This window comes from Arthrobacter sulfonylureivorans (assembly GCF_022637435.1).
Lineage (GTDB): Bacteria > Actinomycetota > Actinomycetes > Actinomycetales > Micrococcaceae > Crystallibacter > Crystallibacter sulfonylureivorans.
This window is the reverse complement of record NZ_CP093326.1, coordinates 3,264,580-3,285,333: the sequence shown is the minus strand read 5'-3', so window position 1 is coordinate 3,285,333 and position 20,754 is coordinate 3,264,580. Positions and strand designations below refer to the sequence as shown.

22 protein-coding genes are annotated in these 20,754 nt (G+C 67.4%); 15 read left to right on the top strand and 7 right to left on the bottom strand.

Annotated elements, in window-relative coordinates; translation table 11 throughout:
* Positions 1–89: 89 nt before the first annotated feature.
* Complete coding sequence (locus MNQ99_RS15165) at positions 90–857, bottom strand: SurA N-terminal domain-containing protein (protein WP_241913528.1); 768 nt, start codon at positions 855–857, stop codon at positions 90–92.
* Positions 858–1,008: 151 nt separating this feature from the next.
* On the opposite strand from MNQ99_RS15165, the gene MNQ99_RS15160 reads away from it, so the two are divergent.
* From MNQ99_RS15160 to MNQ99_RS15145, 4 genes are all read left to right on the top strand, one after another.
* The gene (locus MNQ99_RS15160) at positions 1,009–1,440 is read left to right on the top strand and encodes a glutaredoxin family protein (protein WP_241913527.1); all 432 of its coding nucleotides are present in this window, start codon (positions 1,009–1,011) and stop codon (positions 1,438–1,440) included.
* Between the two features lie 137 nt (positions 1,441–1,577).
* On the top strand, positions 1,578–2,114 hold the full coding sequence (locus MNQ99_RS15155) for a flavodoxin domain-containing protein (protein ID WP_241913526.1): 537 nt from the start codon (positions 1,578–1,580) through the stop codon (positions 2,112–2,114).
* Between the two features lie 24 nt (positions 2,115–2,138).
* Positions 2,139–2,669, top strand: coding sequence for a flavodoxin domain-containing protein (locus MNQ99_RS15150; protein WP_241913525.1), 531 nt, complete (start codon positions 2,139–2,141; stop codon positions 2,667–2,669).
* Between the two features lie 45 nt (positions 2,670–2,714).
* Entirely contained in the window at positions 2,715–4,526 is a 1,812-nt protein-coding gene (locus tag MNQ99_RS15145) for a DUF4389 domain-containing protein (RefSeq protein ID WP_241913524.1), read from the top strand.
* Here the strand turns inward: MNQ99_RS15145 and MNQ99_RS15140 are convergent.
* Positions 4,523–5,662 (bottom strand): EAL domain-containing protein, encoded by a 1,140-nt coding sequence (locus tag MNQ99_RS15140; RefSeq protein WP_241913523.1) that lies wholly within the window; start codon positions 5,660–5,662, stop codon positions 4,523–4,525. The genes MNQ99_RS15145 and MNQ99_RS15140 overlap by 4 nt on opposite strands.
* A 16-nt stretch (positions 5,663–5,678) precedes the next feature.
* Positions 5,679–5,855, bottom strand: a complete 177-nt coding sequence (locus tag MNQ99_RS15135) for a DUF1059 domain-containing protein (protein WP_241913522.1) — start codon at positions 5,853–5,855, stop codon at positions 5,679–5,681.
* A gap of 235 nt (positions 5,856–6,090) precedes the next feature.
* Here MNQ99_RS15135 and MNQ99_RS15130 point away from each other — a divergent pair, with 235 nt between their 5' ends.
* A complete protein-coding gene (locus MNQ99_RS15130; RefSeq protein ID WP_241913521.1) occupies positions 6,091–7,158 on the top strand; it encodes an enoyl-CoA hydratase/isomerase family protein in 1,068 nt (355 codons plus the stop codon).
* Positions 7,159–7,816: 658 nt separating this feature from the next.
* On the opposite strand, the gene MNQ99_RS15125 is transcribed toward MNQ99_RS15130, so the two are convergent.
* The 4 genes from MNQ99_RS15125 to MNQ99_RS15110 form a co-directional block, all read right to left on the bottom strand.
* Positions 7,817–8,278, bottom strand: coding sequence for a hypothetical protein (locus MNQ99_RS15125; protein ID WP_241913520.1), 462 nt, complete (start codon positions 8,276–8,278; stop codon positions 7,817–7,819).
* Between the two features lie 11 nt (positions 8,279–8,289).
* The gene (locus MNQ99_RS15120; RefSeq protein ID WP_241913519.1) at positions 8,290–9,795 is read right to left on the bottom strand and encodes an SDR family oxidoreductase; all 1,506 of its coding nucleotides are present in this window, start codon (positions 9,793–9,795) and stop codon (positions 8,290–8,292) included.
* A gap of 112 nt (positions 9,796–9,907) precedes the next feature.
* Positions 9,908–11,401, bottom strand: a complete 1,494-nt coding sequence (locus MNQ99_RS15115; protein ID WP_127513510.1) for a peptide MFS transporter — start codon at positions 11,399–11,401, stop codon at positions 9,908–9,910.
* A gap of 58 nt (positions 11,402–11,459) precedes the next feature.
* A complete protein-coding gene (locus tag MNQ99_RS15110; RefSeq protein ID WP_241913518.1) occupies positions 11,460–11,975 on the bottom strand; it encodes a DUF6328 family protein in 516 nt (171 codons plus the stop codon).
* Between the two features lie 180 nt (positions 11,976–12,155).
* On the opposite strand from MNQ99_RS15110, the gene MNQ99_RS15105 reads away from it, so the two are divergent.
* The 10 genes from MNQ99_RS15105 (at position 12,156) to MNQ99_RS15060 (ending at position 20,690) form a co-directional block, all read left to right on the top strand.
* Positions 12,156–12,725, top strand: a complete 570-nt coding sequence (locus MNQ99_RS15105; protein WP_241913517.1) for a dihydrofolate reductase family protein — start codon at positions 12,156–12,158, stop codon at positions 12,723–12,725.
* An 87-nt stretch (positions 12,726–12,812) separates the two neighbouring features.
* Positions 12,813–13,631, top strand: a complete 819-nt coding sequence (locus tag MNQ99_RS15100; RefSeq protein WP_241913516.1) for a DUF4397 domain-containing protein — start codon at positions 12,813–12,815, stop codon at positions 13,629–13,631.
* 123 nt (positions 13,632–13,754) lie between these two features.
* Entirely contained in the window at positions 13,755–14,483 is a 729-nt protein-coding gene (locus MNQ99_RS15095; protein ID WP_241913515.1) for a class F sortase, read from the top strand.
* 109 nt (positions 14,484–14,592) lie between these two features.
* Positions 14,593–15,123: an RNA polymerase sigma factor gene (locus MNQ99_RS15090; protein WP_241915392.1), complete on the top strand. Its 531-nt coding sequence runs from the start codon at positions 14,593–14,595 to the stop codon at positions 15,121–15,123.
* Positions 15,110–15,853 (top strand): anti-sigma factor, encoded by a 744-nt coding sequence (locus tag MNQ99_RS15085; protein WP_241913514.1) that lies wholly within the window; start codon positions 15,110–15,112, stop codon positions 15,851–15,853. Before MNQ99_RS15090 ends, MNQ99_RS15085 begins: the two co-directional genes overlap by 14 nt.
* A 60-nt stretch (positions 15,854–15,913) precedes the next feature.
* Positions 15,914–16,717 carry a tryptophan-rich sensory protein gene (locus MNQ99_RS15080; RefSeq protein WP_241913513.1) on the top strand — a complete coding sequence of 268 codons (804 nt, stop codon included), beginning with the start codon at positions 15,914–15,916 and terminating at the stop codon, positions 16,715–16,717.
* Between the two features lie 125 nt (positions 16,718–16,842).
* Positions 16,843–17,403, top strand: a complete 561-nt coding sequence (locus MNQ99_RS15075; RefSeq protein WP_127513503.1) for a Dps family protein — start codon at positions 16,843–16,845, stop codon at positions 17,401–17,403.
* Between the two features lie 160 nt (positions 17,404–17,563).
* The gene (locus tag MNQ99_RS15070; RefSeq protein WP_241913512.1) at positions 17,564–18,448 is read left to right on the top strand and encodes an acyl-CoA dehydrogenase family protein; all 885 of its coding nucleotides are present in this window, start codon (positions 17,564–17,566) and stop codon (positions 18,446–18,448) included.
* On the top strand, positions 18,445–19,899 hold the full coding sequence (locus MNQ99_RS15065) for a PIG-L family deacetylase (protein ID WP_338423100.1): 1,455 nt from the start codon (positions 18,445–18,447) through the stop codon (positions 19,897–19,899). Before MNQ99_RS15070 ends, MNQ99_RS15065 begins: the two co-directional genes overlap by 4 nt.
* On the top strand, positions 19,896–20,690 hold the full coding sequence (locus MNQ99_RS15060; RefSeq protein WP_241913510.1) for a glycosyltransferase family 2 protein: 795 nt from the start codon (positions 19,896–19,898) through the stop codon (positions 20,688–20,690). The genes MNQ99_RS15065 and MNQ99_RS15060 overlap by 4 nt, the downstream gene beginning before the upstream one ends.
* Positions 20,691–20,754 lie beyond the last annotated feature (64 nt).

Sequence of the window (20,754 nt, the reverse complement as noted above, 5' to 3'; positions counted from 1 at the left end):
GTCTAGACAGCGCGCGTGCAGCACCGAGATGACGACGCCGGCGCCCCTGAGGCGGGCACCGGCGTCGAACGCTTTTGGCTTGGGAAGAATCAGAGGTGGATCTTGACGTCCGCCTTCTCCCGCAGGTCGGTGACCAGCGCCTGGGTGGCCTCGGTTTCCTTCTGCGCCTTCACCTGCTCTTCCAGATTCGGGCGCATTTCCTCCATCGAGGGAACCTCGGCCTTCTGGCCGGACTGTTCGCCCATCGCCTCCTGCTGCTGCTTGGCCTGATCGTAGGCGGCCTTCAGCTCTTTTTCGGAGGGCTTGGTGTCGCCGGCTTCCTCGGCGATGAGCTTGTTCACCTTCACCTGCGTCTGCATTTCGGCATTGACCTCGTTCTGGTCCATGCCCTGTTTCTTGATCGCGGCCAGGAGCTCGTCGACGGTCTTGAAGTCGTTGGACTTAGCCATCTTCTCCAGTTCAGCGTCCACGTCCTTCTGCGGTGCCTTGATGCCGCGATGGTCCGCTTCCTGAATCAACAGCTGAGTGCCGACCATGGCCTCGGCTGTCTGCTTCTTCAGCGCGTCCTGGTCAACCTCCTGGCCCGTCATCTGGGACTGCATGGCCATCTGCTGGAACTGGCCCTCGTAGGCGGCGGTGAACTTGTCCTTGGTGATCTTCGTTCCGTTGACCTCTGCCACCACATCCGGGACGCCCTTCAGGTCCGGCTCCGGCATCTGCGCCTGTCCCTCGGCGCCTGCACTGGACTCGGCCGACGCGGCCGGACTGGCGCCGCCGTCCGCGGGCGCTCCGGCGCAAGCGGTGAGGACGGCGATGGAACCGGCAACAGCCAGGCTCAACAACCATTTCTTAGTCACACTGATCTCCCATCTCGGTGGCCAGTGTGCGACGTTAGCCTGCGCAGATGGGCGCCCGCATGGCAAAAGCTGGGAGAAACCTTGGCGCCCCGGGCGGAAGGTCGTCCGGCGCGGTGGAGAGAGCGATTTCGCAGCCCGGTAGTCTGTGGCCATGAAACGCTTCGAGCGCTGGTTTGGGGCAGTCGCTTTTGCCGCAGCGGCGGTGACACTGTTGGTCTCATCCGGGAAGGACGGGGACTGGCCGGCGGGCATCGTTTTCGCCGCGCTGCTGCTGGCCGCGTGGGTGATCAGTCCGTTTTTCGGCAGCCGGCAGGAGCCGTGGGCTTCGATTAAAGACAAGAACGACGGCGGTGTGGTCATCTTCTGGCGGCCCGGCTGCGTCTACTGCCTGCGGTTGAGGGCATCTTTGGGCCGCAACGGCCGCCGCGCGCACTGGGTGAACATCTGGCGGGACCCCGAAGGCGCTGCGTTCGTACGCGAACACAACCACGGGAACGAAACCGTCCCCACCGTGCTGCTGGGCGGCGAGGTGCTGACCAATCCGGAGCCCGGGATGGTCAGCCGAGCGTTGGCCGGAAGGTAAGCACCGCCGTCGTCAGCCGTACCAAGCCCTATTCATGTACCGGGCGGCTGAGTAGCATGGTGCCTGCAGCCGTACGGGGCCGGTGGGGGCCAGCTATCCGACGGGTTGGGGAAGCACACCAAGGGGGTGGTGCCGCAGTGCGGGTCTTGATCGGTCATGCCAGCGCCCACGGTTCCACCCGGGAAATCGCGCTGCGAATCGCTGGCGTGCTGAAACAAGAGGGCCTGGCCGTGGATGCTCTTCCCATCAGCCGGCTGGGCGTACTCGACGGTTACGATGCAGCGGTGCTGGGCAGTGCCATTCACCAACAGGCGTGGCTGCCCGAGGCCATGGCGTTCGTCCAACGGCATGCAAGTGAACTAGTGGCCCGCCCGGTGTGGCTCTTCAGCGTGGGGATGTCCGCCAGCTTGCCACCTGCGGTTCGAACGTCGGCAAGCAAAGCGCAGGACCGGCGCTTGGCCGGGGCGCTGCGCGATCTGGTCCGTCCGCGTGGGCACCGCCTCTTCTCGGGGGTGGCGCGGGAGGAAGACTTTCCGCGCTGGACTAGCGTCCTGTTCCGCTTGGTGGGCGCACGTTTCGGGGACTTCCGGGACTGGGACCAGATCGAAGATTGGGCACGGGAGATAGCCCATGACGTTCGTTCGGCCCGGCTTCAGGCGTCCGCTGAGTCCTGAAGGACGTTGCAGAAGGAGCACAGCATGGGAGTAGTCGTGGTTTACGAATCTATGTACGGCAATACCCACCAGATCGCGAGAGCCATCGGCCTCGGCCTGACCGAAGCGCATTGCCCAGCAGAAGTTTTCTCCGTCGAAGCTGCACGTGAGCGCGGGATCCGTCCCGACGACGTCCTGGTAGTGGGTGCGCCCACACACGTGCACGGACTTAGCCGGGATTCCACCCGCAAGGCAGCGGCGAAGGAAGCCCCGAAGAATGAGCTGGAGATGGACCCCGCGGCCCAGGGGCCGGCGGTGCGGGAATGGCTGGCGTCGCTGGGAAAGACCACCGGGAAGGCCGCCGCGTTCGACACCCGGATCAAAGCTCCCGCGCTGTTCACCGGCCGGGCCAGCCACACGATTGCCAAGGCCCTGCGCCGGCACGGATTCGAACTGTTGGCCGAGCCGGAGAGCTTTCTGGTCACCTCTACCAACCAATTGATGCCGGAGGAGGAGGCCCGGGCGCGTCAGTGGGGAGCCGATCTGGCCGCCAAGATTCTATCCATCCAGCCCTAGGCGGCCGCGCCGACCACGGTGTTGGCGCGGTGCGAAAGGATCGCCATGACCGCCCAACCAGCCCCATCGTACGCACCCCCTCCTGGCCCGCCGCCGGCCCGGATGAAGCCCGGCAACTGGGTCCTGCTGATCCTTGGCGTGCTGCTGAGCATGCTCGGAATGGGGATGACCATCGCCGGATCGATCGTGTTGGGCGCCTCTGCCGCGCAAAGCGACGGCGGCTACCTGACCGGCGGCACCAAGCGCTACCAGAGCACCGGCTACGCCGTGACCAGTCCGTCCGTGGTGGTCGATCCCTGGTCCGAGGGAATGCCACCGGTCGGTGACCTTGCCAGCGTGCAGGTGCGCGCCGAGGCCGTGGTCCCGGACCAAGAAGTCTTCGTGGGCATCGCCAAGGCCTCCGACGTCCAGACTTATCTGCGGGACGTGCCTGTTACTCCGCTTAGCGGTGCCTCTTGGTCCCAAACCGGGGAAGGGCAGATGTCCTGGCGGGACAACCGTGACCGGACGACACCCGGCAACCGCGCCCCCGCCGCACCGGCGGAGCAGGACTTCTGGACCGAATCCGCCACCGGCTCCGGTTCTCAAACGATCTCCTGGAAGGTGCAACCCGGACAATGGTCGCTGGTGGTGATGAACGCCGATGCCAGCCGTCCGGTCTGGGTGGACCTGCAGGCCGGCGCACGCTCCGACTTGCTGGGGCCGCTCGGGGGCGGTTTGCTGATCCCGGGAATCATCGCGCTGGTCATCGGGATTCCCTTGCTGTTGCTTGGTTCCGCGGGGCTCGGGCGGAATGTCGACCCCGCCCGTGACCGCCCCGGCCAAGGCCCGGGCGCAACCCTGGCCGGAAACGCGGGCTGGCAGAGGACGCCGACGTCGGTGTATCCCGTCCGACTCGCAGGTTACTTGGACAGCCGGCTCTCGCGGGGGCTGTGGCTGGTTAAGTGGTTGCTGGCCATCCCGCACTACATTGTCCTGGCGCTGCTGTGGTTCGCGTTGGTGGTCAGTACCATCGCGGCCGGAATCGTCATCCTGTTCACCGGCCGTTACCCACGGTCCTGGTTCTGCTTCAACGTCGGTGTGCTGCGCTGGTCTTGGCGGGTGGGGTTCTACGGTTACTCGGCACTTGGCACCGACCGGTACCCGCCGTTCACGCTGGCCCAGGCCGAATATCCCGCCGACTTGGACGTTGCCTATCCGCAGCGTCTCTCGCACGGGCTGGTGCTGGTGAAATGGTGGCTGCTGGCGATCCCGCACCTGCTGATCGTCGGCATCTTCACCAGCGGCAGCGGACTCGCCTGGAGCCGGAGTTGGGGCGACGATGTATCGGTGTCCTCCTGGGGCCTGTCCCTGCTGGGACTGCTCATCCTGATCACCGCCGTGATCCTGCTGTTCACCGCCCGCTACCGGTATGACTTGTTTGCCTTCATCATGGGGCTCAACCGCTGGTCTTATCGGGTCGCAGCCTACGTGCTGCTGATGCGTGACGAGTATCCGCCCTTCCGCCTCGACCAGGGCGCCGACGAACCCCCAGCCGCGGCGCCGCCTGAGGGGCCCGCGATGCCCGGAGCACCCGGAACGGCAACGGGAAGCTGGGCCCCCGAGCCGGGGCCAGGGGCTGGCGGCTGGGGAACAGCGCCAGGGGCTGGCGGCTCGGCATCAGGGCCAGGGGCTGGCGGACCGGGAGCAATGCCCGGGGAACCGGGGCCGTGGCCCGCAGCGCCGGGCCCTGATGCAGCGCCGGGCCCAAACGCTGGCGGGCCGGGAGCAGATCCCGGAGCGCCAGGGCCGGGCCCAGGAGGCCCAGATGCTGGCGGGCCGGGAGCGGCGCCAGGCACGCCGGGTCCACCGCGCTAGGAGGACGCCGAGGATTCGCCGCCCGCCAACGCTGTAATCAAGCGCTCCATCCTGACGATGCCGGCAAACCGGCCGGCATTGTCCGTCACGGCCATCGGCTCAAACCGATGCTCTTGCGGGCGCGTCACGGCGCGGGTCAGGGCGGCCGCGATGGGCGTGTCCAGATTCAGCCGCAGCCCGGGTGAAGTCCAGCCCTGGGCCGCTGTGAATGGGTCGAGGATGCAGACCGGCCGCCGGTCGTCGGCCAGGAGCACCACGAACTGCAACCGCGCATCCGCCGCGAAGGCATCGGCCGCGGCCGCAACCGTGGACACCGTGAAGGCCGGCTCAACGATAGGGCGGACAGCGTTCCCGCGGCCCGTTCTGTCCCGGGCGGCCAGCCGGTGCGCGGTTTCCAGCGGGATCGACGCCCAGGGGGCGGACGGCCTGGCCAGATAGTAGCCCTGCACCAGCGGGACGCCAAGGGCCGCCACCGTCTCCAGTTCCTCCGCGGTTTCGATTCCTTCGGCCAAGATCCAGGCATCAACGCGGCTGGCGAAGGTTCCAAGCATTTCGATCAAGGCCCGTTTGGCCTCATCACTGTCAACGTCGCGGATCAGGTCCCGGTCAATCTTGATGATCGAAGGACGCAGAGAGATGAGGTGCCGGAGTCCCGCATAGCCAGCACCGGCGTCGTCAACCGCTATCAAGGCGCCCGCAGCCCGCAACTGGTTCAAATCCGGCGCAAGATGCCCGTATGAATCAATCGGTACTTGTTCGGTGAGTTCAATGACGAGGCCGGAAAGGTCCCCTTGCGCACGCCAAATGCGGCGGATCTCATCCGAAGCCAGCAGGTCGGGCGACACGTTGACGGTGAGGAAGCAGTTGGCCGGAAGCATCGCCCGAGCATTGAGCGCTATCCGCAGGGCGGCAGCCTCCAACTCAGCCGCGCGGCCCTCGGACCGCGCGGCCGAGAACCACACTTCGGGGCTCTTCTCATCGAACCCCGGGAACCGGGCCAAGGCCTCGTAGCCGACCACGGTGCCGCGGGCGGTGTCAACGACGGGCTGGTACGCCACGCCCAAGCCCTCGCCGCGGCAGGCCTGGTCCAGCAAGTCAGTCCACGCGGAGCGGTCCGGAGCCATCCCCACCGACATGTGTGCGGAGCTCCGCTCAGCCGACCGCCACGATGGACCCGCGTACCGCCTGCTCGAGATCATCGGTGATCCGGTCCAGCCCGTGGACTTCACGGGCGTGCGAGGCCACGTTGACCAGGATTTCATCCTCGGAGCTGCACACCCAGCGTGCCTCGCAACCAGGAACCACATCTCCACAAGCAAACGCTTTCACAACAACTCCCTTTAGGTGGCAAACCGCGGCATCGGCGTCAGGTGCTTCTGCCGGCGCTGGGGTTTCGACTCGACTTCTTCCACAGTCGGCGCCGGGAGACAACAAGTTAGCTGTGTATTCGACCGGATTCGACAAATCCATGCAGCCAGCGCCCTGAACCCGGCTAAACCGAGGCGGGCGCAGACACGAACAGGGCCCTGCCCGGCGCGGCCATGCCGCGGTAGGCTTCTCTGCGATGAGTACTCAAGAGATTCTGCTGCAGCGTACCGGCCGCTTGGGGCACATTGTGCTGAACCGGCCGAAGGCCATCAATGCCCTGAACGACTCGATGATCACCGCTGTCACCGCCGCGCTCCGGGAATGGGCGGAGGACGACGCCGTGGAGACCGTCCTCATCTCCGGCGCCGGCGAGCGGGGACTGTGCGCCGGCGGGGACATCGTGGCCATCTACCGGCACATGAAGGACGGCGGCGACGAGATCTTCTGGGAAGACGAGTACCGGATGAACTCGCTGATCTCCCGGTACCCTAAGCCGATCGTCGCGTTCATGGACGGCGTGGTGCTCGGTGGCGGCATCGGCATCTCCGCGCATGCCTCGCACCGGGTGGTGACCGAGCGAACCAGGGTCGGCATGCCGGAGACCCGCATCGGCTTCATTCCCGACGTCGGGGGCTGCTTCCTGTACTCCAGGGCGCCGGGGGAGCTGGGCACCCACCTGGCCCTCACCGCCGGTACCGGCACCGGGGCCGATGCCATCGCCCTGGGCCTGGCCGACTACTTGGTGGACAGCGCCGAGCTTCCGGCCTTGGCCGCCGCGCTCGCCGAGGCCCCTGCCCAGGAAGCCATGGCGGCCTTCTCCCACACGGACGTCCCGGCGTCGGACCTGGAAAAGGAGCGCGGCTGGATCGACGAGTGCTACGCGTTCGACGACGCGGAGCAGATCCTCGCCGCCCTGAAGGAATCGCCGGAGCAGGCCGCACAGGCCGCCGCCGAGGAGATCGAGGCCAAGTCGCCCACCGCGGTGAAGCTCACGCTCGAAGCCCTCCGCCGTGCCGGCAAGATGGAGACGCTCGAGGAAGTGCTGGACCAGGACTACCGGCTGGGGGTCCGGCTGGTCGCCGCCCCGGACTTCGCCGAAGGCGTCCGCGCCCAGGTGATCGACAAGGACCGCAACCCCGCGTGGAATCCGGCCACGCTGGCCGAGGTGGACCGCGCTACCGTCGAGTCCTACTTCGCCGACCTCGGCGAGCACGAGCTGGGGCTGGCGGCGTCGGTGCAAGCGGAGCCGGCAGCCGGAAACTGATACGACGACGGCGCGGGCCCCGTCGTCGGGAACCCGCGCCGCCGCAGCCGGAAGCGGCTGGTGGGCCGGCCCCGCCCCGGTGCGCTTCGGGGCCGTTCTGCCCGCGGGGAGCGCTACACCGGACTCAGGCTCACAGTGCTGGACTGCGGCCGGTTGCCGCTGGCGGTTGTCTACCCGGAGGTCTAGCCGTCTACCCCTAGACCTGGCCCGTCTACCCCCAGGCCTAACCAGTCTCTACCTCCAGACCTAGCGCGTGTGGCCCCAGTCCTAGCCCGTCGAGCCGTCCCGAAAGCAGGCTTCGAAAGACGTGCGTACAGGATGCGCCACATTGTCTTCCGGGTGGTAAGCAAGGCTGGCGCTCGTTCGCTCCTATGGACTGAGACCGCGCGGATCTCTTCACACAAGCATGAGGAATGCTGGCCCTTCCCCAGGGAATGTGGCGCCCAATGTACACGCCCCTGGCTGTGGCGCCCGCGGTTCAGGCCCCTAAATGTGGCCCACTGTCCGGGCTCCTAAATGTGGCCCGCTGTCCGGGCGCAGAACTGTGGCGCCCACTGCACCACTAACCGTGGCGCCCACTGCACCACTAACCGTGGCGCCCGCGGCCTGCAGGCCTAGCCCGTGCGCGACGTCACGCGGAACCGTGAAGCCGGTTCGGTTAAGGGTCGAGGTCGCGCAAGCTCGGAGGTTTTGCCTCATGGTTCTTTTGCCCGTGGGTGCGACGGTCCTCTTTCATCTCGGCCTCGAACAAGTGCTTGCGGCCGTCGGCCAGCTTCTCGCGGGCCTGCCGCTCCAGTTCCTTGCACGGGCCGTAGTAGGTCTCGTCGTACTCGTCGATGATCTGGAAAGTCCAGCGTCCCTCAATTACGTTTCGGCCGACGAGCTCCTGATCGATCCGCTCGGCCAACTCGTCGTGCCCGGCGTTGCGCAGCAGCTCCACGGCGTCGCCCAAGGCGAAGTCTGCCTTGCCGGTGAGCCGGTGGAAAGCGTAGAGGTGACCGCGGGCGTGTTCGATAATTTCGAGCGCCTCGGAGAGCTTGCCCAAGGCCGCCACAGTGGCGTCGTCGAGCCCATCGGGGCGCCGGTAGCGTTCGGACGGTCCATCGTCGTCGGGGTTCATGGTCCGTCAATCTAGCGGATGTTGGCGGCCGCGTCATCAGTCGCACCGAGCGCGGCGGCCCGGTGGATGATGTTGCGTGCCATGGACGGGAAGATCAGGCCGTGGAACGGCAGGACCAGCCACCAGTAGAGCTTGCCGGAGAGCCCGGTGGGGAAGTAGATGGCGCGCTGGCGGTACACGCTGCCGCCGTCCTTGGGGGCCACCGAGAGTTCCAGCCAGGCCTGCCCGGGCACCTTCATTTCCGCGTGCAGCCGCAGCAGCCGGCGCTCCGGTCCCTCCTCGATGGCTTCCACCCGCCACCAGTCCACGGCATCGCCCACGCCGAGCCGGCCGGCATGGCGGCGGCCACGGGTGAGTCCGGCGCCGCCCACCAGCTTGTCCAGCACGCCGCGGATCGCCCACGCCGCGGGCCACGAATACCAGCCGTTCGTTCCGCCGATCCCTTGTATCACGCGCCAGACGTCCTCGGCGGCAACCTCGGAGCCACGTTCCCGGTTGTCCACGAACACGGTCCGTCCGGCCCAGTCGGGGTCACTGGGCAGCGGGTCCGAAGGCGGGGCGTTGGACGCGTTGGTCCAGCTGGTTTCCACCTCGCCGCTGGCCATCTTCCCCAGCGCCAGTTTCACCGCCCGGCGGTAACCCGTCAGCCCGCCGTCGGGCTGGGGGATGTAATCGTCAATGTCGTGCTCGGCGGAAACGGCGTCATGCTGCAGCGACTGCACCAGGGGCACCGCCATGGCGTGCGGGATCGGCGTGGTCAGCGCCACCCACCAGCCGGCGAGCGCGGGAGCGGGGATCGGCAGGGCGTAAATCAGCCGCTGCGCCAGCCCGGCTTCGCGCGCATACCCGTACATCAGTCCCGCGTAGGTGAGTCGTTCCCGCGAGCCGATGTCGAAGGTGCGGTTCAGCCCGGCCGGGAGCTCCGGCGCGCGTTCCAGATAGTGCAGCACATCGCGGATGGCTATCGGCTCCACTGTCCGCCGCACCCAGCTGGGCGCCGGCATGACCGGCAGGTTTTCCGACAGATGCCGGATCATCTCGAAGGACGCGGAACCGGAGCCAATCACGACGCCGGCCTGGAAGACTGCCGCCGGCACCTCGCCTTCCAGCAGCGCACGGCCCACGGCGGCCCGCGAGCGCATGTGGCGGGAGAGTTCGACGTTTTCCGGATGCAGCCCGCCCAGATAGATAATCCGGCGCACCCCGGCAGCCGCGGCGGCGCTGGCGACGGTACGCGCCATCGCCAGTTCGCGTTCCTCGAAGTCGGTCCCGGAGGCCATCGAATGCACCAGGTAGAACACCGTCCGAACATCCGCACAGGCCCGCCGCGCATCATCTTCATCGGCCAGGTCGCCGGCCACAATGTCCACGTCGTCGTGCCACGGCACCGCCGCCAGTTTGCCGGGGGAGCGGACCAGTACGCGGACCTGGTACCCGCGCGCCAGCAGCCGCGGAACCAGCCGGCCGCCAATATAGCCGGTGGCGCCGGTGACCAGCACCCGCTGCGGCGTCACCACGGAACAACCACGGTTGCCACGACGCCACCACGCCCACCGCGGGCCGGCCCGCGTCCCGTCACTCTGTCACCCCACCCAGCGCCCAGACGGGTACGGACGAAACTCCCCATGCTCAGTGCACCCCGCTCATCAGGTTCTTGATCGGCTTCGCGCCCAGGAACAGCGCCACGGCCAGCACCAGCGCCACCAGACCGATCGCGCCGAAGTACGGGACCTCGTTCTCCGGGTTGTAGAAGCCCGCCAGCACACCGGACAACGCGGTGCCCAGCGACACCGAAAGGTAGTTCAGCGCCACCATCTGGGTGCGGAAAATGTGCGGCGCCAGTTTGGTGGACAGCGATAGCCCCACCGGGGAGATGAAAAGCTCGGCCAGCGTGAACATCAGCAGGATCCCCACCATCGCCAGCAGCGGAGCGGTGTTCGGGCCGCCGCCGGCCAGCGGGATGAACGCCAGGATGGCCAGCCCCATGATCGCCAGCCCGATGGCGAACTTCACCGGTGTGATGGGCTGCCTCGGGCCCATCCGCGTCCATACCGCGGCGAAGAGCGGGGCCAGCAAGATGATGAATACCGGGTTGATCGACTGCACCCACTCGATCGGCATCTCCCAGCCGAGGATGTTTCGGTTGAGCCGTTGGTCCGAGTACAGGGTCACCACGGTGAACTGCTGCTGGAACATGGAGAAGAACGCCGCGCTGGCGATGAACATCGGGATGAAGGAGAGCACCCGCCGTCGTTCTGTGTCATTGATGTGCTTGCTGGAGAGGATCACCACAAAGTAGGAAATCGCCGCGACAACCGCCACCAGCGCCACCACCGTGGCCAGGTTTCCGGCGTTCACTAGTCCGGTCAGTACCGCCACCACAATCAGGACCACCACCGCCGCCACGATGCCGCCCACCACCGGCACCTTGCTCCTGGGCAGCGGGTCGGCGATCAGGTGTGCTTCCTCCGGCAGGTTTTTGCGGGTCAGCGCGTACTGGGTGAGTCCGATCGCCATGCCCACCGCGGCCAGTGCGAACGCGTAGTGGAAGCCCAGCGTCTCCCGGGTCAGGCCCGTCAGCAGCGGCCCGAACAGCGCGCCGATGTTCACACCCATGTAGAAGATGGAGAATCCCGCGTCCCGGCGGTCGTCGTCGAGCGCGTACAGCGAACCCACCAGCGAGGTGGCGTTGGCCTTTAGTCCGCCGGACCCGAACGCTACCAGGATCAGGCCGACCGCCAGCCCCGGGATTCCGGGGATCAGCGCCAGCGAGATATGGCCCAGCATGATCATGATGGCGCTGTAGAACAGCGTCTTTTCGGAGCCCAGCAGGCGGTCCGCTACCCACGCGCCGACGATCGTGGACAGGTACACGGTGCCGCCGTAGGCGCCGATGATTCCGGTGGCCACGGCCTCGTCGATGCCCAGACCGCCGTCGGCCACCTCGAAGTACATGTAGAGCAGGACCACAACCTGCATGCCGTAGAAGGAGAAGCGCTCCCACAGCTCCACACTGAACAGATTGGCCAGCATCCGCGGCTGGCCAAAGAACGTCTTGCCGCCCGGACCATGTTCATCAGTTCGGGCTCCGGCCGGAGGGCTCGGTTCTGACGGAATGCTCATGCCGCCATGGTCCCACTCGGGCCGGGGCCTGTCACGGGTTCAATTGAACCGCCCGGATTCAGTCTTCGGCGCCGGCTTTGCCGCTGCTCAGCCCGTGCTGCAGCACGCGCGGCAGGATCCACAGCAGGAAGACCATCACCAGCAGCACCCCGCCGCCGATCGCCAGCGCCAGCACGTCCCCGGCGATCACATCCACAATGAACGCCACGCAGCAGGTGGCCAGCAGCCCGATGCCCAGCACTGCGATCTTCACGATCCGGTGCCCCTGCGCCACCGTGGCCTCCTTGAGGTGCAGGCCGAACAGCCGCCGGTGGATCGCCACCGGCGTGAGGATCAGCCCGGTCATCAGCGCCGAGAGCACCAGCAGCGCGATGTACAGGCCCACTTGATACGGAGCCAGGTCTTGGAACCTGCTCTGGAACGGAAGCGTCATCAGGAACGCCGTGATGATCTGCGCGCCGGTCTGCATCACCCGCAGTTCCTGCAGCAGATCGTTCCAGTTGCGGTCCAGCTTCTCTTCGAAAGTCTCGTTGCGACCCCTCGAGTCTTCGTTAACGCGTTCATCCGTAGCCATACCTAAAACTTAGCGTCTCTGGCGGCACCTCGCGTGCGGGAAAAGCACGACGGCGGTGCCCGGCTTGGGCTCGGACGGTCGCCACCGTGGGCATCCGGCCGTCCTTCGGGCACACTGTTTTCACAGCGCTCAGGACCGCCACCGGCAGCTGCTCGACTCGCGACCGTTCGGGAGGAACCAATGACCCGCACCATCTTCTTCACCGCCACCACCCTGGACGGGTACCTCGCGGATGAAAACGACTCGCTGGACTGGCTGTTCAAGCAGGACATCGACGGCGGCGGCCCGAACAGCTACGACAATTTCATCACCGGAGTCGGGGCGGTGGTGATGGGCCGGACAACCTATGAGTGGGTCCGTGAACACCTGCTGGCGTCGGAGGAACCGTGGCCGTACAAGATGCCCGCCTGGGTCCTCTCGCACGGAGAACTGCCGGGCGTCGAGGGCGCGGACATCCGCTTTGCGCAGGGCGACATCCAGCCGATCCACGCCGCGCTCGCGGCCGCGGCCGCGGGTAAGGACATCTACGTGGTGGGCGGTGGGGATCTGGCCGCCCAGTTTGCCGAGGCGGGGCTGCTGGACGAGCTGGTCCTGTCGATCGCGCCAGCTACGGTGGGCTCCGGCCGCCCGCTGTTCCCGCGCAAGTTTGACCTGGAGCTCACGGATCTGGCGCGCAACAGGTCCTTCATCTGCGCCATCTACAAGGTCTTGGGCCCGGCGAATGAGGGCCGCTCAAAAAATCTTTCATGAGCGTGCATCCAAACACCCAGCCCGGACGGTAGTAGGGGTGTAAGCAGCCACCAGCCTGGTACACCCGGGCCTTCGAAGGAGAAGAAAATGCGCAAGAGCATTGTTACAGTTTCAGCCTTGGGACTTCTGGCATTAGGAACGGCAGCTCCGGCCCAGGCAGCAGAACAGGAGGCCCAGCTCTCGGTCCTGCACGGCGTGCCGGACCTGACCGTGGATGTTTGGGTCAACGGCGAGCGGACGCTGGACGACTTCGTCCCCGGTGAGCTGGCCGGACCGCTGGCGCTCCCTGCGGGCGAGTACACCTTGGCCGTTACGGCCGCGGACGCCGAAAATGCAGACGACCCGGCCATTGGCCCCGTCGATGTCCAGCTCGAGTCCGGCGGCAACTACACGGCTGTGGCCAACCTGGACGCCGAGGGCAATCCCACCGCCAACCTTTTCACCAACGATGTCTCCGCCATTGACGCAGGCAAGGGCAAGCTGACCGTGCGCCACACCGCGGCCGCCCCCGCCGTCGACGTGCTGGCCGGCGGCTCGGCGGTGATCGAAGGCCTGTCCAATCCGGACGAACAAACGCTCACGCTGGACCCGGGAACCATCTCGGCCACGGTGGCAGCGGCCGGGACCACCGAGCCAGTGATCGGACCGGCCGACGTGCCGGTTACGGAGGGCACGCACACCATTGTCTACGCGTGGGGCAGCCTGGATGACGGCAACCTGGCCGTGGCCGTGCAGAACATCGAAGGACTCCACAGCGCTCCCGGCGCAGTGCCGGGTGGTCGGTCGGGAGCAGCTGCCGAAACCGGCCCGGATTACACCAGCGCCGCAGTCGCCGGAGGAGCCGTCCTGTTGCTCCTCGGCGCCGGCGCCGTCGCCCGTCGCAAGCTGGTTCGCGCCACCGATTAGCAGCGACGGGCTCCGAAGCCGGTGGTGCCTGCCCGGGGCGCCATCGGCTTCCTCCGCCGCAGGTTTCGGCCGCGGCCCCGCTGCCTCGAAACCTCGCACCCACCACCCTTCCCAGTAGGAACCATGCCAAACACAACGACGACGACGGTGGCCCGGACCGGGCTTCTGCTCAGTGCGGTCCTGATTGCCGCGGCCGGATGCGCCGCGCCATCGCAGCCGGCCGAAGGCATCATGCTGGCCCCGGCCGCTTCCGATGCCGCAGCCACGCCCTCGGCTGAGGGCCCGGGGAACACCGGCGCTCAGCCGGACGGCCGCACCCCAAACCAAGCAGCCATGTCCGAAACCTCGGTGATCCCGGACCCGGCGGCCATCCCGGTCCACCGCGCACTGCCCGCGGCGGCAGGCGAGAAAGCTCCGCCGACCCGGCTGGTGGTGGCCGGAACCTCGATTGACGTGAGCGTGGTCGCCGTCGGAATTGGAGCTGGCAACGAGATGGAAATTCCCGATTCCGTTGACCGGGCCGGCTGGTACCGCCATGGTCCCGCGCCGGGGGATGACGCCGGAACCGCGGTGATAGCGGCCCACGTGGACACCTTGTCGGGTTTGGCTCCGTTTTCCGAGCTCAGGCAGCTTCGGCCGGACACACGCATCACCGTGGAACGGGCGGACGCTGAGACTCTCACGTACCGCGTCTCGGAGGTTGAGTTGATGGATAAGGATGAATTCGATGCGGCGGCCGTGTTCCGCCGGGACGGAAAACCGCGGCTGAGGCTGGTCACGTGCGGCGGCGAGTGGCTGGACGGACGGCAGGATTACAGCCACAATGTGGTTGTCACAGCGGTCCCAGACTGACTTTTCCGGCCCTTCTGCACCAGTCAGTGGGGTAGCTTTCCCTCCCGACGACCGGAAGGACGCAGGCTTGGTACCTCCTCCTTTCGACGCTTGGGATACCGGCATCGATATGGCCTTCGCTGCCGGTGAGGAGTCGGCAATCGCTGACGCCTACCGTCACTTGGCTCCGCTCGTCCGGACGCTGGCTTCCCGAGCCCTGCGGGATCAGACGGCCGCGGACGATGTCACCCAGGAAGTCTTCATCCGGGCGTGGCGCCTGCGGGAGGGATTCGACCCTTCGCTGGGTCGGCTGCCTGCGTGGATCGTGGGGATAACCCGCCGCGCCATCGCCGATGCGCAGTCGTCCACCGCCCGTGAGCACCGCAAATTCCGCGCCGTTTCGGCGGTCCTGCCTGACCCCGAATATGCCGAAGGCTCCCAGTCCCCGGAAACGCTCGCGGACAGGTTGTTGCTGGATGGCGAGCTGGAACGGCTGGGGGAACCCAAGGGTTCCATCATGCGCCTGGCGTTCTACGAAGACTTGACCCACGAGCAGATCTCCCGCCGGCTCGATCTGCCGCTTGGTACCGTCAAGAGCCATATTCATCGCAGTCTGCAGCACTTGAGGCGCCGATTGGAGGTTGACCATGCAGCACCTTGATCCGGAATTGATCAGTTTGCTCGCGCTGGACGACACCGTCGGCGACCGGTCCGACCGGGATCACCTCCGCACCTGCAGCCAGTGCGCCGACGAGTACCAGGCATGTCGCCGAGCGGTGAACGCGGCCAAGGCCGACCCCAATCCGCAACTGGAGTCCCCGGGACCGCACGTTTGGCAGGCCATCCACCGGGAGTTGGGGCTCTCTCCGGAACTGGCGGAAGACCCCTTGCGGGCAAACAGTGGTCCCGCTCCTGTCCGCAGCCTGCCGTCCAAGCAAACTTCGGCCGGGCGGCCGCCGTCGCGAAAGCGTCCGGCGCGGAACCTTCCGGCTTGGTTGGCCGCGGCGGCAGCCGTGGTGCTCCTCGCGGCAATCGGCGTGTCCTGGATAGTCAATCGAAACGTTGCAACGTTGGCGCAGGCGGATTTGCAGCCGTTGGAGCAGTACGCGGCCACCGGGACGGCGCGGGTGGTGGAGACGAACGGGATCAGGGAACTCGAGATCCGGCTGAGCGCCAACGAGGCCCGGGGGTATCAGGAGGTGTGGTTGATCAAGCCGGACTTGTCCGGTCTCGTCAGCCTCGGCGTGTTGGACTCGGACCGCGGCAGGTTCCCCATCCCGCAAGGACTGGATCTGTCGCAGTTCCCCATTGTGGATGTCTCGGACGAGCCATTGGACGGAAACCCCGCGCACTCTAGCGTCAGCATCGTCCGCGGCAGCCTCGGCACCTGACCGATATTCCATGGTGAACTCTCTTCAGCAATGATCACACCGACGAGGGCCGGAGGAAGCATGCAGCAACGAACGGGTATCAGGACGGGACTGGCGGTGCCGGTCCTTGTGCTGGTCAGCTCCCTGGTGGCCATCGTTGCCGCCTTCATGGGCAGCGGCGTGCTGGTCGGGACTCCCATCCAGGAAGCGGCGGGCGGCTGGCTGAACGAAGATTCCACACCGCTGGCTCCGGCCTCGCCGGCCTTCCGGATCTGGTCCCTCATCTACCTCGGTCTGTTCGCCTACGCGGTGTGGCAGTTGCTGCCGGCCCAGCGGCGGTCCGCCCGGCATGCCGCCCTGCGCCGCTGGGCGGTGGCCTCCATGCTCCTGAACGCGGCGTGGATCTGGGTGGTGCAGGTCGGACTGCTGGTGATGAGCCTTGCCGTGATCATCGTCCTGCTGGCAGTGCTGGCCCGCATCCTGGTGATCCTGGTCGGCACGCCCAACGGGGGAGTGCTGGACGCGCTCATCACCGACGGTACGTTCGGCCTCTACCTGGGCTGGGTCACGGTGGCCACGGTGGCCAATGCCGCGGCCGTCCTCGCCGCGTCGGGCGTAGACGGCTTCGGGCTCCCGGTGACCTTGCTGTCGTCGATCGTGCTTGCCCTGGCGGCGGCGGTCGGCGTCGCCACGGCGTTCTACAGCCGCGGCCGGCTGGCCCCGGCGCTGGCCACCAGTTGGGGCCTGGCCTGGATCGCCGTCGGGCGCGTCGACGGTGGATTGGTCGATCAAGGCACCGCCATCGCCGCCGGCATCTGTGCGGCAGTCGTGCTGATCACGGCGGTGGTCATCCGGGTGGTAGCCGGTACCGGCCCCCGCGATTAGTAAGCCTACTGAATTTCGCCCTTGGCTGACGCAGCGTCGTGCGACGGGACGTTTCAGGGGTTCGCCGCTAGGTTGGAAAACAGCAGGATGCCGACAAGCGGCATCGCCGAGCAAGGAGGTTTCTCATGGCGGAAACGACCGGATCTAAGGCAAGCTACACAGTTCCCGGCCTCAAGCTGGAAGAAGGCCGGAAGGTCGCAAAGATCCTGCAGCAGCGTCTCCATGCGCTCAATGACCTGCAGCTCACGCTCAAGCACGCCCACTGGAACGTGGTGGGCCGGGACTTCATCGGGGTCCACGAAATGCTCGATCCGCAGATCGAAAAGGTCCGCGCAATGATTGACGCCGTCGCCGAGCGCATTGCCACCCTGGGCGTCTCCCCGAACGGGCTGCCCGGTGCCCTGGTCAAGGAACGCAGCTGGGACGACTACGACATTCACCGTGCCGGCACCGCCGAGCATCTCGCCGCGCTGGACGTGGTCTACAACGGGGTGGTCGGCAACCACCGCAAGGCCATCGAGACCATCGGCGAGATCGACCCGATCACCGAGGACCTGCTGATCGGCCAGACCGCCGAGCTGGAACTCTTCCAGTGGTTCATGCGCGCGCATCTGGAGAACAGCGCCGGCGAACTGGCCAGCGGCGGCGAGAAGACGGAAAAGGGCGCGGCCAAGAAGACCAAGTAGCCGGCCGCACGCTGTGAAACATAACGGCGCCTTCAGGGTCCGGCAGCAGCTCCAGCTCGAGTGGGGCGCTGCCGGGCCCTTGTTGGCACAAGCTTCTCGGTGCGCGGGTGATCCGCTGCCGCTGCTCCCGATCCTCCGTGCCGCGCCGGACCCTGCGCCTTTGCCCGGAACCGGCAACACCTTGGCCCTGTGGGAGTTCCTCGCCGCGTTGGCCGCCGAGGACCTGACCGCCGCCCGCGCGGTAGAGCCGCATCTGGATGCGGCAGCCATCCTGGCGCAGGCCGGGGTGGAGCTTCCCGCGGGAATAACGTGGGGTGTGTTTGCGGCGGAATCGTCGGGCACCCGGTTGGACGCCAAGCCCAGCAACGACGGCGATGCCTGGCTTTTGTCGGGCACCAAGCCGTGGTGCTCCTTAGCAGCGCAACTGGACCATGCGGTGGTCACGGCCCATGTTGACGGCGGACGCCGGGCGTTCGCGGTGGACCTGACGCAGCCGGCGGTCACCGTTGAACCCGCCGAGTGGATCAGCCGCGGCCTGGCCGCCGTTCCCAGCGGCCCGGTGTCCTTCCAGCAGGCAGGTGCCACCCCGGTCGGTGGAACCGATTGGTATCTGCACCGCCCGGGTTTTGCCTGGGGCGGGATCGGCGTCGCCGCGTGCTGGTTCGGCGGGGCCGTTGGGCTCTTCCGTACCCTCCGGGCAGCCGCGACCTCGCGGACCCCTGATCAGTTGGCGTTGGCCTGGCTGGGCGAAGCGGACCGCTTGTTGGCGGCCGGTGCCGACGTGCTGGCCGCCGCGGCCGCCGCGGTGGACGACGGCGCCGCCGGTGCGGTCCAAGCACACCGCGTCCGTGGCCAGATCGCGGCGATCTGCTCACGGATCCTGGAGATTTGCGGCCACGCGCTGGGCCCGGCACCCATGGTGTGGGACGAGCAGCACGCCCGGCGGGCGGCTGACCTCAGCATCTACCTCCGCCAGCACCATGCAGCCCGCGACGACGCGGCGCTCGGCGCCATGGTCCTGGAACAGCCGGAGCCGGCGTGGTGACCTTCTCCCACATCGAGGCCGGAACCCCCGAAGCCGATTGGCAGGCGGCCGGGATCGACCGGCTGCCTGCGCTGGCCGAGGGCGTCGTCCCGGGGCGCGGCTGCCGGCTGGTGGTGGCCGCGGCGCATCCCGACGACGAGTCACTCGGTGCCGCAGGGCTGATCCACTCCTCGCTGGCCCGGGGAGCGGATGTCACGGTGCTGCTCTGTACTGCCGGCGAAGCCTCTCATCCGGATTCGCCAACGTACTCTGCCGCAGACCTGCGCAGGCTGCGGCTGGCGGAATTCCGTGCCGCGATGCAGGCCTTGGAAACCTCCGCCCAGGCCCAAGCCCAAGCCCAGACTCAGGACCAGGCCCAAGCACAGGCCCAGGCCGAAGCCCAAGCCCGGTCGGGCCTCGGGGCATCCGCCGGCCGGCTGGAATGGCAGTTCCTGGGCATCCCCGATGGGATGGTCGGCCAGCACGCCGACGCCCTGGATGCGGCCTTCGCCAAAGCCCTGGAGGGCCATGCGCACGCGGTCGTTGCTGCGCCCTACCGTCAGGACGGCCACCCGGACCATGAAGCGGTGGGTCGTGCGGCGGCCCGGTCGGCAACGGCCCACCGAGCGGACCTGCTGGAGTTCCCGATCTGGTACTGGCACTGGGCCGATCCGGAGGCCCAGACCAGCTGGACCAACTGGAAGGCTCTACCGCTGTCTGCGCAGGACGCGGCGGCGAAACAGCTGGCCCTGGCCGCCCACGCCTCGCAGACGCAGCCGTTGTCTCCGGCGGCCGGCGACGAGGTGCTGCTCAGCGAGGCATTCCAGGAACACTTTGACCGCGGTGTCGAAGTTTTCGAGTGGACCCCGGCTGGACCCGCCGGCTCGGAGCACGCCGAGCATATCTTTGACCGGCTGTACCGCGGCGACCCGGACCCGTGGAACTACTTGTCCAGTTGGTATGAACGCCGGAAGCGGGCCGTCACTCTGGCGGCCCTTCCCGCCGAACGGTACGGCAACGCCTTGGAGGTTGGCTGCTCCATCGGCGTGCTGACCGCCGAGCTCGCCGCACGCTGCGATCGGCTGATGGCGGTGGACGCCAGCGGCGTTGCACTGGACCAGGCACGCCGCCGGCTGGCGGAGTATAAGAACGTAGAGCTGGTGCAGGCGCAGTTGCCCGCCGGCTGGCCAAGCTCCGCCGCTGATGGCCTGGACTTGGTGGCCATCTCGGAAATCGGCTATTTCCTGAAAGAAACGGAGCTGCGGGAGCTGCTTCGGAAGGTGCAGGAGACCCTGAACCCCGGAGGCCACCTGCTGCTGTGCCACTGGCTGCATCCGATCGATGGCTGGGAACTGGACGGCGAACAGGTCCACGCGATCGCGAAGGAGGCCACCGGCTGGGACGTCGTCGCCCTGCACCGCGAACGGGACTTCCTGCTGGAAGTGCTCCAAGCGCCGGAGCGCGCGCAGTGACCGCCGCGCCCGTGGCCGGCCCCACCGGGGTCATACCCGCAGACTCTGCCGCCGGGGGCCGGGACTCGGCCCCCACGCTGCGGCGCATCGCCGTCGTTGTTCCGGTGCATAACGAGGAGCAACTGCTGGGAAAATGCCTGCGCCGGCTGCGGCGGGCCATGGACGTGCTCCGAGCCGCGCGGCCGGAGTGCGGCGTGAAGCTGGTGGTAGTGCTGGACCGGTGTACCGACCAGTCCGCCAAGATCGCCCGGCATGCGGCCCGGGCGGATGGGCGGATCGCCGTGCTGGCGGGCGACTTCGGCTCCGTCGGTGCCGCGCGGGCAGCCGGAGTCTGCGCCGCGCTGGAGGCCGATGGCCGCAATGCCGCAGCCGAGGAGACCTGGCTTGCCTGCACTGACGCGGACACCTTAGTGCCGGAAGACTGGCTGACTTCCTTTGCGCTGCTGGCCAACGCCGGAGCGGACGCTGTGGCAGGGACGGTGGAACCCGAGACCTCCTCCCTTGCGCCCGGGCTACTGCGTGCCTGGCGCGACAACTACGCCGGACAGGAACCGAGTACCAGGGTGCACGGCGCCAACCTCGGTGTCCGGGCGTCTATGTACCTGGCTGCCGGCGGCTTCCCTGCGCTCGCAGAACATGAGGACGTCCGGCTGGTCGAGGCCATCCGGACGCTCGGCGGCCTGGTGCTGCCGGCGGCGCACCTGCAGGTCACCACCTCGGGCCGGCTGCAGGGCCGGACTCCGGGCGGTTTCGCCGGCTATCTCGCCAACTTGGAAGCGGCCGGCAGCTGACAATGCTTCCGCGCCCGAGCAGGCGCGGAAGCGTTGTCAGGCCACACCTTAGCGCCGGCGTGTC